Source organism: Streptomyces sp. OR43 (genome assembly GCF_008042275.1).
Lineage (GTDB): Bacteria > Actinomycetota > Actinomycetes > Streptomycetales > Streptomycetaceae > Streptomyces.
Map to the genome: position 1 here is coordinate 1,863,079 of NZ_RDBK01000043.1, position 13,192 is coordinate 1,876,270.

A 13,192-nucleotide genomic window follows, 5' to 3' on the forward strand; every position below is an offset into this window, starting at 1 on the left:
GTCGGTGTGGCCGCGGTCGAACCGGAGGGAGGAACTCATGTTCTTCACTGTAACCAGGCCCGGCCCGGACGATTCACCGTAGTGCCTCCAGGGCCGCCGCTATCCTCCCGCGACGGCGGCGGAGGGCTTCTCACCGTTCTGCGCCTGCTGGGCGCGCTCGGCGAACACGGCGGCGAACTCCTTCACCTCCTGGTCGGAGACGGCCTCCTTGCCCCGGTTCCCGGTGCTGATACCGAGCACGGTCGTGCCGACCCGGAGCTGGGTGATGGTGGCGGGCCCGCCCATCGTTCCCATCTCGGCGCGGTTGGCCTCGCGTGCGTCGCCGGGCTCGCCGATGTCGACCGGCACCGCGCCCACACCGACCCGGTCCCCGCCGTAGTACTCGGCGATCGCGTCATAGGCGGCGCCGGCGGTCTTCTCGTCCGGGTAGGCGAGCACCCAGTAGTTGAGCGAGGTGACGTCGGGTTTGCGCACGTAGGCGGCGACGCCGTAGTAGGCGATCTTGCCGCAGGCCGTGGCGCGCTTCGTCCTGTCCGTCGTCAGGCAGACCGTCGGCGGGTACTCCGGGACCGGCTTCTGGGCATCGGGCTCCAGCTGCGTCCGCCAGCCCGGCATGGCCTTCGCGTCGGGCAGGACCGAGGAGACCTCCGCCTTGCCGAGCGCCTTCGCGGCTCCGCCGCCGTCTTCCCCGCCGCCGCAGCCTGCGAGCAGCAGCAGGGCCGCCCCCGCTGCCGCGCCCCGTATGTACCTGTGCCCGTCCACTCGGCTCATGCGCCGGCCTCCCCCTCGTCAACGAGGTCCGATCATAAGGAAGAAGGCCCGCGCGCGGTGGCTGCCGCGGCGCCGCCCGTACGACACGGCACCGCCACCCGACAGCGTGTCCGGGTGGCGGTGCCGTGTGGGCGATCGTGAGTGGTGAAGCCTAGAACGCGGCCTCGTCCAGCTCCATCAGCGAGTTGTCGACGGCCTCGGCGAGCGCGCGCTCGGCGCCGACGCCCGGCAGGACGTTCGCGGCGAAGAACTTCGCGGCGGCGATCTTGCCCTGGTAGAAGGCGACGTCCTTGGCGGAGGCGGTCGGCAGCTTCTCGGCGGCCACGGCCGCGCCCTTCAGCAGCAGGTAGCCGACGACGACGTCGCCGGAGGCCAGCAGCAGGCGGGTCGAGTTGAGGCCGACCTTGTAGATGTTCTTGACGTCCTCGCCGGTCGCGGTGAGGTCGGTGATCATCGTGCCGACGATCGCCTCCAGGTCCACGGCCGCCTTCGCGAGGTGGTCCAGCGCGCCGGACAGCTCCTCGTTGCCCTGGGCGCCCGCGAGGAACTTCTTGATCTCCTCGGAGAGCGCGTTGAGCGAGGCGCCCTGGTCGCGGACGATCTTCCGGAAGAAGAAGTCCTGGCCCTGGATCGCCGTCGTGCCCTCGTACAGCGTGTCGATCTTGGCGTCACGGATGTACTGCTCGATCGGGTACTCCTGGAGGTACCCGGAGCCGCCGAACGTCTGGAGCGACTGCGCCAGCTGCTCGTACGACTTCTCGGAGCCGTAACCCTTCACGATCGGGAGCAGCAGGTCGTTGAGGCCGTGCAGCGCCTTCGCGTCCTCGCCCGCGGCCTCCTTCTCCTGGATCGCGTCCTGGACGGAGGCGGTGTACAGCACGAGGGAGCGCATGCCCTCGGCGTACGCCTTCTGCGTCATGAGCGAGCGGCGCACGTCGGGGTGGTGCGTGATGGTGACCTTGGGGGCCGTCTTGTCCATGAACTGCGACAGGTCGGTGCCCTGGACGCGCTCCTTGGCGTACTCCAGCGCGTTGAGGTAGCCCGTGGAGAGCGTGGCGATGGCCTTCGTGCCGACCATCATGCGGGCGAACTCGATGATGCGGAACATCTGGCGGATGCCGTCGTGCTTGTCGCCGATCAGCCAGCCCTTGGCGGGGTGCTGGTCGCCGAACGTCATCTCGCAGGTGTTGGAGGCCTTGAGGCCCATCTTGTGCTCGACGTTGGTCGCGTACACGCCGTTGCGCTCGCCCAGTTCGCCGGTGGTCCAGTCGAAGTGGAACTTCGGGACCATGAAGAGCGAGAGGCCCTTGGTGCCGGGTCCCGCACCCTCGGGGCGGGCCAGCACGTAGTGGATGATGTTCTCGGACATGTCGTGCTCGCCCGAGGTGATGAAGCGCTTCACACCCTCGATGTGCCAGGAGCCGTCCTCCTGCTCGACGGCCTTCGTGCGGCCCGCGCCGACGTCGGAACCGGCGTCCGGCTCGGTCAGCACCATCGTCGAGCCCCACTGCTTCTCGACGGCGATCTCGGCGATCTTCTTCTGCGCCTCGTTGCCCTCGTCGAAGAGGATGCCGGCGAAGGCCGGGCCGGAGGAGTACATCCACACGGCCGGGTTGGCGCCGAGCAGCAGCTCCGCGTAACCCCAGATCAGGGAGCGGGGCGAGGTGGTGCCGCCGATCTCCTCGGGCAGGCCCAGACGCCAGTACTCGGAGTCCATGAAGGCCTGGTACGACTTCTTGAAGGAGTCCGGGACCGGTGCGGTGTTGGTCTCCGGGTCGAAGACCGGCGGGTTGCGGTCGGCGTCGGCGTAGGAGTCGGCAAGCTCGTTCTCCGCGAGGCGGGTGACCTCGTCGAGGATGCTCTTCGCGGTCTCGACGTCCATCTCCGCGAACGGTCCGGTGCCGTACAGCTTGTCGCGCCCGAGGACCTCGAAGAGGTTGAACTCGATGTCGCGGAGATTCGACTTGTAGTGCCCCATGGGAAGGCTCCGTAATCAATAGCAGTGGCGCGCAGCGCCCCGTGGAGGGGTGGCCCCGGACTTACGGCCTCACCCGGCCGTCATCACCTGACCCTTACGATGATGCTACCCGTCAGTAATAAGACGCAACCCCTCAAGGGGTGGATGTGTCCGATTACTCTTTGCTCCATGTACGGCTACGACCAGAACCAGGGCGCACAGCAGCCGATGGGTGGCGGCTACGGCGAGCAGCCGCTGTATCCCGAACCCTCGCCGCCCTCGCTGGGCGACGCGGTACGGGCCTTCACGACCGGCTCGCTGGCCGCCGAGGACTTCCAGCAGATCTTCGCGACGTCGAAGGTCTACTGTCCGCGCGGCGACAATCCGGGCTTTCTCGCGCTGCACAACACCCAGCAGCCCGTGATCCCGATGTTCACCACGCTCAAGGAGCTGAGGCTGTACGCGGGCAAGGAGTCCAAGTACTTCGTGATCACCGGGGCCGAGGTGATCGATCTGCTGCCCACGGGCTACGGCTTCGTCCTGGACATGGAGGGCGAGCACCGCATGGTCTTCGACGCCAAGGCCGTGGAGCAGATGGTGGACTTCGCGATGCGCCGTATGTACGGCTGATCCGCAGGCCTTCGAGAAGGGGTCCGTGCCGCTGGGCGGCACGGACCCCTTTCTGCTGCTCCGGCCGGCGCGGGAATGGATGACGCCTTGCAGGATGTTCACCATTCAACTAAATTGGTTCCAGAACAGTCCCCCGGAGGTGGCTCAGATGCCCGCAGTGACCGTCGAAAACCCGCTGACCCTGCCCAAGGTCGTCGCCGCCGGCGACGCCGCGGCCCGTCCCGTGCTCGCCGTGACCACGGCGCCGAGCGGGTTCGAGGGCGAGGGCTTCCCGGTCCGCCGCGCCTTCGCGGGGATCAACTACAAGCACCTCGACCCGTTCATCATGATGGACCAGATGGGTGAGGTGGAGTACGCGGCAGGAGAGCCGAAGGGCACCCCCTGGCACCCCCACCGCGGCTTCGAGACCGTGACCTACCTGATCGACGGCACCTTCGTTCACCAGGACTCCAACGGGGGCGGCGGCACCATCCAGAACGGCGACACCCAGTGGATGACAGCCGGTTCCGGGCTGCTCCACATCGAGGCGCCGCCGGAGTCCCTCGTCATGTCGGGCGGCCTGTTCCACGGCCTCCAGCTCTGGGTGAACCTGCCCAAGGCCGACAAGATGATGGCCCCGCGCTACCAGGACATCCGCGGCGGCCAGGTCCAGCTGCTCGCCTCGCCGGACGGCGGCGCGCTGCTCCGGGTGATCGCGGGCGAGCTCGACGGCCACGAGGGCCCGGGCGTCACCCACACCCCCATCACGATGATCCACGCCACCGTGCGCCCCGGCGCCGAGGTGACGCTGCCCTGGCGCGAGGACTTCAACGGCCTCGCGTACGTGCTCGCCGGCCGCGGCACCGCCGGCGAGGAGCGCCGTCCCGTCCACATGGGCCAGACCGCGGTCTTCGGCGCCGGCTCCTCGCTGACCGTCCGCGCGGACGAGCAGCAGGACGGGAACACCCCGGACCTGGAGGTCGTGCTGCTCGGCGGCCGTCCCATCCGGGAGCCGATGGCGCACTACGGCCCGTTCGTGATGAACAGCCAGGCCGAACTGAAGCAGGCCTTCGAGGACTTCCAGGCCGGCCGCCTCGGCACCGTGCCCGCCGTCCACGGAATGTGAGCCCCGCTGCCGCCGTATGACGGTTCATCACTCGTACGGCGGCGCGGGCGGGACACCGGTGCCTCGGCGTGATCGGGTGGGAGGGTGCAGACCCAGAAGCCCCTCCTGCCCGATGCCGCCCGGCGTACGGCCGCGTGGTGCGGAGTCGTCCTGCTGGTCGCGGGTGTCGCCGCCGTCCTCGTCTTCCTCTGCATCGTCTTCAAGACCGCCGTCACCCCGGTCCTCCTCGCACTGCTCGGTACGGGGCTGCTCGGGCCGGTCCACCGCCGGATGACCGACCACGGGGTGAACCGCTCCGTGGCCGCCGGGCTCACCTGCGCCGTGCTCGTCGCGGTGGTCGGCGGTGCGGGTTACATCGTCGTCACCGCGCTCGTCGACACGGGCGCGCAGATCGTCGAGTCGCTGAAGGACGCCGGGCAGTGGGTCATCGACCACTTCGGCATCGAGGGCGGCGCGAACGTGGACGACCTCGCGGCCAACGCCAAGACCCTGGTGGAGAAGTTCGGCGCGAGCGCCGCGGGCGGGCTCCTCTCCGGCATCAGCCTGATCGGCTCGCTCGTCGCCACCGCGGTCCTCGCCCTGCTGCTGACCTTCTTCTTCCTGCGCGACGCCGACCGGGCCGGAAGACTGGCGCACTCCGTCGCCCCGCGCGGCTGGGGAGACCTGGTCGAGGCGATGGGCCGGCGGGCCTTCGAGGCCATCGAGGGCTTCATGCGCGGGACGACGCTCATCGCCCTGATCGACGCGGTCTGCATCACGGTCGGCCTGCTGATCCTGGGCGTGCCCGGCGCCGTGGGGCTCGGCGCGCTGGTTCTGGTCGGCGCCTACATCCCGTACCTCGGCGCCTTCATCTCCGGGGCCGTCGCGGTCCTGGTGGCGCTGGCGGACCGGGGGCTGGTGATCGCGCTCTGGGCGCTCGGGGTCGTCCTCGCCGTCCAGGTGCTGGAGGGACACGTCCTCCAGCCGATGATCCAGAGCCGCACGGTCCAGATGCACCCCGCCATGATCCTGATCGCGCTGACGGCCGGCGCGAGCGTGGCGGGGATCCTCGGGATGCTGCTCGCGGTCCCGCTGTGCGCGGCGGCCTTCGGCATCCTGGGCGAGATGCGCAAGGGCGGCCCGGACTCTCCGGAGGCGCCCGAAGCGGCGGCCGGGGAACCGTCGGCGTAACGCCCGCGCGTAGCCGCTTACGGCTCCGAGGGCTCCGCCGACTCGTACAGCTCGAACCAGATCGACTTCCCCGAGCCCCGTGGGTCCACCCCCCACGCATGGGCGAGCATCTCCATCAGCACCAGGCCGCGCCCGCTGGAGGCCATCTCGCCGGGCCGGCGCTTGTGCGGCAGTTCGTCGCTGCCGTCGGACACCTCGACCCGCAGCCGCCGCTTCCCGTTCTCACCGGTCGCCTGCGCGACCATCAAGGCGTCGCCGTCCGTGTGGACCAGCACGTTCGTGGCCATCTCGGACACCATCAGCACCGCCGAGTCGACCTGCTCGGCGTCCGCCCAGTCGTGCAGCATCTCGCGCAGCAGCGACCGGGCGGCGGCGATCCGTTCCGGTTCGGCCTGGGCGATGGTCAGCGCGGTCCGGCGGGGCGCGGCCGGGTGCGTCGTGGAGGCCTCGCGCCGCAGCAGCAGGAGCGCTATGTCGTCCTCGCGCCGGTCGGCGAGCGGCCCCGTCGTGTGGTGCGAGGCCGGTCCGTGCACGGCCTGCACCAGCTCGTCCGCGAGCTTCTCCAGATCGTCGGTGTGCCGCTCCAGGATCGGCCGGAGCCGCACCCAGCCGGTGGCCAGGTCGTGCCCGCCGGTCTCGATCAGGCCGTCCGTGCACAGCATGATCGTTTCTCCGGCCTCCAGCGTGATCCGGGTCGCCGGATAGTCCGCGTCGGCCTCGATCCCGAGCGGCAGTCCGCCCTCCGTCCGGCGGATCACGGCGGTGCCGTCGCCGGTCATGACCACGGGGTCCGGATGACCGGCCCGCGCGATGTCGAGGGTGCCGGTCTCCGGGTCCGCCTCCGCGTACAGGCAGGTCGCGAAGCGGGCCTCCGGCTGCTCGCCGTCCTCGTACGCGTCGGTGAGCCCGGACAGGAAGCGCGAGGCGCGCGAGAGCACCGCGTCCGGGGGGTGGCCCTCGGAGGCGTACGCGCGCAGGGCGATCCGCAGCTGGCCCATCAGCCCCGCGGCCCGCACGTCGTGCCCCTGGACGTCGCCGATGACGAGGGCGATGCGGCCGCTGGGCAGCGGGATCATGTCGTACCAGTCGCCGCCGACCTGGAGGCCGCCCCCGGTCGGGACGTAGCGGGCGGCGACCGTCATCCCCGGGATGTCGGGTCCCAGGGACGGCATCATCGAGCGCTGGAGCCCCAGCGACAGCTCCCGCTCCGTCTCGGCGACCCCCGCCCTGGTGAGTGCCTGGGCGAGCATCCGGGCCACGGTCGTCAGCACCGACCGCTCGTCCGGGGAGAAGGAGACCGGGTGGCGGAACCCGGCCATCCAGGTGCCCATCGTGCGTCCTGCCACGATCAGTGGCAGAAAGGCCCAGGAGCGGCGCCCGAACCGCCGGGCCAGCGGCCAGGTGGCCGGATAGCGGTCGCGGTAGTCGTCGGGGGTCGGCAGATAGACGGCCCGCCCGGTCCGGACGACCTCGGCGGCCGGGTAGTCCGTCTCCAGCGGCATGTCGCTGAACGGACCCTCGTCGCCCATGTTGTGCCCGTGATGGCCGACGATCGTCAGCCGGTCGCCGTCGACCCCGAAGACCGCCAGCCCGTCCGGCGAGAAGCCGGGCATGGAGAGCGAGTAGGCCACCCGCAGCACCTCCGCCGTCGACCGGGCCTCGGCCAGCGCCCGTCCCGCGTCGAGCAGGAACGCCTCGCGGGAGCGCCGCCAGTCGCCGGTGATCGGGGTGTGCGCGCCCGTGGTGCCGGGCTGCGGTTCGGCGACCTCCTGGAGCGTGCCGACCAGGACGTAGTCGGACGCGGAGCCGTCCTCGGGCAGCATCGGCTTGGAACGGCTGCGGACGGTCCGCAGCACCCGGCCGCGCTCGTCCACGATCCGTACCCGGGCCTCGGCGAGGGTGCCCTCGGCGACGGCGAGGTTCACGACCCCGTAGATCTCGTTCCAGTCGACGGGATGGAAGCGGGAGCGCACCTCCGACTCCCGGAAGACGCTGTGCTCGGCGGGCAGGTCCAGGAGCCGGGCCGCCTCCGCGTCGAGCGTGACCGTCCCGGCTCCGTTGTCCCAGCGCCAAAGGCCGGTCGCCGTCGCGGCCAGGACTTCCTCGGTGCGCATTGCCCCACTTTAGACCGGCATGTGTACGCAAGGCAGCGCCAGGAGCGCACCGACGATCTTGGTGCGGACAATGACAATGAAACGGTCCGGTCGCGGGCGGTAGCCTGGGGTGGCTGAATCATCCCCAACCGCGAAGACTGGATGAACGACGATGCATCGGTACAGGTCCCACACCTGCGGCGAGCTCCGCGCCTCTGACGTCGGCACCGACGTCCGGCTGAGCGGCTGGCTGCACAATCGCCGAGACCTGGGTGGCATCCTCTTCATCGATCTGCGCGACCACTACGGTCTGGTGCAGCTCGTCGCCCGTCCCGGCACCCCCGGCAACGAGGCCCTGGCGAAGCTGACCAAGGAGACCGTCGTACGGATCGACGGCAAGGTCTCCGCCCGCGGCGCCGACAACGTGAACCCGGAGCTGCCGACCGGCGAGATCGAGATCGAGGTCACCGAGGTCGAGGTGCTCGGCCAGGCCGCCCCGCTGCCCTTCACGATCAACGCCGAGGACGGGGTCAACGAGGAGCGGCGCCTGGAGTACCGCTTCCTCGACCTGCGCCGCGAGCGCATGCACCGCAACATCATGCTGCGCTCGTCCGTCATCGCCGCGATCCGCTCCAAGATGGTGGCCCTCGGCTTCAACGAGATGGCGACCCCGATCCTGGCCGCGACCTCTCCCGAGGGCGCCCGTGACTTCGTGGTCCCGTCCCGGCTGAACCCGGGCAAGTTCTACGCCCTTCCGCAGGCGCCGCAGCAGTTCAAGCAGCTGCTGATGATCTCGGGCTTCGACCGCTACTTCCAGATCGCGCCCTGCTTCCGCGACGAGGACGCCCGCGCCGACCGTTCGCCGGGTGAGTTCTACCAGCTCGACGTCGAGATGTCGTTCGTCGAGCAGGAGGACGTCTTCCAGCCGATCGAGAAGCTCATGACCGAGCTCTTCGAGGAGTTCGGCAACGGCCGCCCGGTGACGTCGCCGTTCCCGCGCATCCCGTTCCGCGAGTCGATGCTGAAGTACGGCAACGACAAGCCGGACCTGCGGGCCCAGCTGGAGCTCGTCGACATCTCCGACATCTTCGTGGACTCGGAGTTCAAGGCCTTCGCCGGCAAGCACGTGCGCGCCCTCCCGGTGCCGGACACCGCGGGCCAGTCCCGGAAGTTCTTCGACGGCCTCGGCGCGTACGCGGTCGAGCACGGCGCCAAGGGCCTCGCCTGGGTCCGCGTCGGCGAGGACGGCACGCTGGCCGGTCCGATCGCCAAGTTCCTCACCGAGACGGACATCAAGACCCTCACCGAGCGTCTGTCCCTCGTCCCCGGCCACGCCGTCTTCTTCGGCGCGGGCGAGTTCGACGAGGTCTCCAAGATCATGTCCGTCGTCCGCGTCGAGGCCGCCAAGCGCGCCGGCCACTTCGAGGAGGGCGTCTTCCGCTTCTGCTGGATCGTCGACTTCCCGATGTACGAGAAGGACGAGGACACCGGCAAGATCGACTTCTCGCACAACCCGTTCTCCATGCCCCAGGGCGGCATGAAGGACCTGGAGGAGAAGGACCCGCTCGACATCCTGGCGTGGCAGTACGACATCGTCTGCAACGGCATCGAGCTGTCCTCGGGCGCCATCCGTAACCACGAGCCCGATGTCATGCTGAAGGCCTTCGAGATCGCCGGCTACGAGGCGGAGACCGTCGAGCGGGAGTTCGCGGGCATGCTGCGCGCGTTCCGTCTCGGCGCCCCGCCGCACGGTGGCATCGCCCCGGGCGTCGACCGCATCGTGATGCTGCTGGCCGACGAGCCCAACATCCGCGAGACCATCGCCTTCCCGCTCAACGGCAACGCCCAGGACCTGATGATGGGCGCCCCGAGCGAGCTGGACGAGACGCGCCTGCGCGAGCTGAACATCCAGCTCCGCAAGCCGGTCGCGCAGGCCAAGGAGAAGGCCGAGGCCAAGGACTCCGTGGCGAGGGACACCGGCGCGAAGTAGGCGTCCGTCTCCCCGCCGAGACGAAGGGCCCGGCACCGGACATCCACCCCGGTGCCGGGCCCTTCGTGCTGCCCACGGACACATGGCTGCGTGCATACAAGTACACGAATCACCCGAACGGTGTGACCCGGATGGCCCCCGCGCCGGATTGGCGGACGGCGACTGCGGCAAAGACTGCCTGGGCCGACCCCGGCGCAGAGCGGACCCCGGCCCGTGTCCGCTGAGCCCCGGACCGGCCACCTACCGCTGAGGAGCCCTCCGTGCCCGTGCCCCGTCCGCGCGTTCCGCTGCGCCTCCCGTACGTCGTCTGCGCCGCCCTCCTGCTGCTGCTCGCCGGGTGCGGGGCGGGTCCGCTCGCCGGGATGGACGGGAGCGGCGCCACCACGAAGGCCGCCGGCGCCTCCGGCGTACCGGGACCGCCCGGGGCCGCCGGCGCACCCGGCGCCCCCGCACCGTCCCGGGCCGCCGTGCCGCCCGCGCCGCCGCGGGAGATCCCGGGGCTGGGGCCGCAGACCCGGGCGCAGATTCCGGCCGGGGCCCACCAGGCGTTCGTCGTCACCGGCCAGTCACCGGACTCCAACCGCTCCACGGCCGTGCTCTACACGCGGGACGACCCGGCCGTCGGCTGGCGGGCGGCCCTGGCGCCCTGGCCCGCGCACAACGCCCTGAACGGCTGGACGGCCGAGCACTGGGAGGGCGACCTGCGCTCGCCCGTCGGCGTCTTCACCCTGACCGCGGCGGGCGGCCGCCTCGAACCGCCGGACACCGCCTTCCCGTACGACCTGAGCCCGGACTTCAAGGTGGAGGGCGAGGGCTTCCACGGGGAACCGCTGGAGGGCTCCTTCGACTACGTGATCGCCATCGACTACAACCGCGTCCCCGGCACCTCGCCCCTGGACCACACCCGCCCCCTCGGCCAGGAGCGGGGCGGCGGCATCTGGATCCACGTCGACCACGGCGGCCCCACCCAGGGCTGCGTCTCGGTCACCGAGGACCGGATGAAGGAGCTGCTGGGAGTCCTCGACCCGGCGAAGGAGCCGGTCATCGTGATGGGGGACGCGGCGTCGCTGAGCCGCTGAAAGGGACGACGCGCCCGGTCCGTGGCCCGTAATCTGGACCTTGCCCGACCGATTCCGAGGAGGCAGGCGTGACCGTGGTCGACGAAGGTGTGCTGACCCAGGAGGTCTTCGAGGACTTGGCCCGTCATGCCATACGCGCGGACGAAGCGCTGCGTCTGGAATTCGTGAACGGGAAACTGGGAGTCAAGGCTGTGCCGGACGGGGACCACGCGCAGATCATCGAGTGGCTCACTCGGCAGTGCATGCAGGCAGACCCCGGTCGCTGGCTCTACGCCGAACAAGGGCTGCGGATCGAGACGTATCGCAAGGGGAACGCCAGGCTGGATGGGGCGTTCGCTCGCAGTGGTACCTTCGCCGGCCAAGGCGAATGGGCAAACCCTGACGGCGTTCTGATGGCCGTCGAGGTGACCTCGTACGACGCGGACACCGACCGCCGGGACCGTGTCGAGAAGCCGCGCGCGTACGCGGAGACGGGCATCCCCGTCTACCTGCTCATCGACCGCGAGACCTGTGAGGTCAAGGTGCACTCGCAGCCCGACGGGGTGCGGTACGAGACCGTGGTGACCGTGCCGTTCGGCAAGACGGTCCGGCTCCCCGACCCGGTGGGCTTCGAGCTGGACACCGAGCCGCTCAAGAACTGGGTCCGCTGACAGGAGCCACTAGGGAGGGGCGGGATCGCGTGCACGCGATCCCGCCCCTCCCTAGTACGCGGACCCGTTTACGCGGGCTTCTCCTCCAGGCGCGGGAACAGCACCGCGCCCTTCGTCACCGTCGCACCCGCGGGCAGCCGGCCCCAGGTGGCCGCGTCCTGCACGCGCTGGTCGGACAGCGCGCCCAGGGACTCCTCGGCGCCCAGGGACTCCCAGAGCTTCTGAGAGGTGTCCGGCATGACGGAGTTCAGCAGGACCGCGACCCCGCGCAGCGCCTCGGCGGCCGTGTACAGGATGGTCGCGAGGCGGGCCTTGCCCTCCGGCGACTCGTCCTTGGCGACCTTCCACGGTTCCTGATCCGTGATGTAGCCGTTGACCTGCTTCACGAAGTCGAAGACCGCCAGGATGCCCGCCTGGAAGTCCAGCTCCTCGCCGATCTTCTGGTCGGCCGTGGCGACGGCCTTGGCCAGCCCTTCCCGGACCGCCTGCTCGGCCTCGCCCGAGGCCGTGGCCTCGGGGAGCGCGCCGCCGTAGTACTTGCCGACCATGGCGGCGAGGCGCGAGGCCAGGTTGCCGTAGTCGTTGGCGAGCTCGGAGGTGTAGCGGGCGGTGAAGTCCTCCCACGAGAACGAGCCGTCGCTGCCGAAGGCGATGGCGCGCAGGAAGTACCAGCGGTACGCGTCCACGCCGAAGTGCGAGGTCAGGTCCTGCGGCTTGATGCCCGTCAGGTTCGACTTCGACATCTTCTCGCCGCCGACCATCAGCCAGCCGTTGGCCGCGACCCGGCCCGGCAGCGGCAGGCCCTGCGCCATCAGCATCGCCGGCCAGATCACCGCGTGGAAGCGCAGGATGTCCTTGCCGACCAGGTGCACGTTCGCCGGGAACGTACCGTCGAACTTCTCCTGGTTGGCGCCGTAGCCGACCGCCGTGGCGTAGTTGAGCAGGGCGTCGACCCACACGTAGATGACGTGCTTCTCGTCCCACGGGACCGGGACGCCCCAGTCGAACGTCGAGCGGGAGATCGAGAGGTCCTGGAGACCCTGCTTGACGAAGTTCACGACCTCGTTGCGCGCGGACTCCGGCTGGATGAAGCCGGGGTTGGCCGCGTAGAACTCCAGCAGCTTCGGGCCGTACTCGCTCAGCTTGAAGAAGTAGTTCTCCTCCTTGAGGATCTCCACCGGCTTCTTGTGGATCGGGCACAGCTTGACGCCGGCCTCGTCCTCGATGAGATCGCCGGGGAGCTTGTACTCCTCGCAGCCCACGCAGTACGGGCCCTCGTACCCGCCCTTGTAGATCTCACCCTTGTCGTGCAGGTCCTGCACGAACTCCTGCACACGGTCCGTGTGCCGCTTCTCCGTCGTACGGATGAAGTCGTCGTTCGCGATGTTGAGGTGCTCCCAGAGGGGCTTCCACGCCTCCTCGACGAGCTTGTCGCACCACGCCTGGGGCGTGACGTTGTTCGCCTCGGCCGTGCGCATGATCTTCTGACCGTGCTCGTCCGTGCCGGTGAGGTACCACACCTTCTCGCCGCGCTGGCGGTGCCAGCGCGTGAGCACGTCGCCTGCGACGGTCGTGTAGGCGTGGCCCAGGTGAGGAGCGTCGTTGACGTAGTAAATGGGGGTCGAGACGTAAAACGCCGTCGCCGCCTGCTTCTCGGATCCAGTGGCCGCCATGGTCGAAATCCTAACGGTCCGGGGGAGATCCACTCACACCGATAAACCCGGCCGGGAGTGCGGAGACCTTTGCG

At 69.9% G+C, this 13,192-nt stretch carries 10 protein-coding genes; 6 read left to right on the forward strand and 4 right to left on the reverse strand.

From position 1 onward, the window contains the following. Positions 1-99: 99 nt before the first annotated feature. Both EAO72_RS42220 and EAO72_RS27195 read right to left on the reverse strand, forming a co-directional pair. Positions 100-771, reverse strand: coding sequence for a hypothetical protein (locus tag EAO72_RS42220; RefSeq protein ID WP_187285232.1), 672 nt, complete (start codon positions 769-771; stop codon positions 100-102). Between the two features lie 151 nt (positions 772-922). Further along, a complete protein-coding gene (locus tag EAO72_RS27195) occupies positions 923-2,749 on the reverse strand; it encodes an acyl-CoA dehydrogenase (protein ID WP_148019822.1) in 1,827 nt (608 codons plus the stop codon). A 168-nt stretch (positions 2,750-2,917) separates the two neighbouring features. Between EAO72_RS27195 and EAO72_RS27200 the strand changes: the two genes are divergently transcribed. From EAO72_RS27200 to EAO72_RS27210, 3 genes are all read left to right on the forward strand, one after another. Next, positions 2,918-3,358: an SseB family protein gene (locus EAO72_RS27200; protein WP_018522179.1), complete on the forward strand. Its 441-nt coding sequence runs from the start codon at positions 2,918-2,920 to the stop codon at positions 3,356-3,358. 148 nt (positions 3,359-3,506) lie between these two features. Next, positions 3,507-4,463, forward strand: a complete 957-nt coding sequence (locus tag EAO72_RS27205) for a pirin family protein (protein ID WP_148019823.1) — start codon at positions 3,507-3,509, stop codon at positions 4,461-4,463. 84 nt (positions 4,464-4,547) lie between these two features. Beyond that, positions 4,548-5,633, forward strand: a complete 1,086-nt coding sequence (locus EAO72_RS27210) for an AI-2E family transporter (RefSeq protein WP_148019824.1) — start codon at positions 4,548-4,550, stop codon at positions 5,631-5,633. 17 nt (positions 5,634-5,650) lie between these two features. Here the strand turns inward: EAO72_RS27210 and EAO72_RS27215 are convergent, their stop codons facing one another. Next, entirely contained in the window at positions 5,651-7,747 is a 2,097-nt protein-coding gene (locus EAO72_RS27215; protein WP_148019825.1) for an ATP-binding SpoIIE family protein phosphatase, read from the reverse strand. 151 nt (positions 7,748-7,898) lie between these two features. On the opposite strand from EAO72_RS27215, the gene aspS reads away from it, so the two are divergent. The 3 genes from aspS (at position 7,899) to EAO72_RS27230 (ending at position 11,445) form a co-directional block, all read left to right on the forward strand. After that, a complete protein-coding gene (aspS, locus tag EAO72_RS27220; protein ID WP_148019826.1) occupies positions 7,899-9,716 on the forward strand; it encodes an aspartate--tRNA ligase in 1,818 nt (605 codons plus the stop codon). A gap of 260 nt (positions 9,717-9,976) precedes the next feature. Next, positions 9,977-10,795 (forward strand): L,D-transpeptidase family protein, encoded by an 819-nt coding sequence (locus tag EAO72_RS27225; RefSeq protein WP_148019827.1) that lies wholly within the window; start codon positions 9,977-9,979, stop codon positions 10,793-10,795. Positions 10,796-10,863: 68 nt separating this feature from the next. Further along, on the forward strand, positions 10,864-11,445 hold the full coding sequence (locus tag EAO72_RS27230) for a Uma2 family endonuclease (RefSeq protein ID WP_410090507.1): 582 nt from the start codon (positions 10,864-10,866) through the stop codon (positions 11,443-11,445). Between the two features lie 68 nt (positions 11,446-11,513). Here the strand turns inward: EAO72_RS27230 and metG are convergent, their stop codons facing one another. Beyond that, the gene (metG, locus tag EAO72_RS27235; protein WP_148019828.1) at positions 11,514-13,118 is read right to left on the reverse strand and encodes a methionine--tRNA ligase; all 1,605 of its coding nucleotides are present in this window, start codon (positions 13,116-13,118) and stop codon (positions 11,514-11,516) included. Positions 13,119-13,192 lie beyond the last annotated feature (74 nt).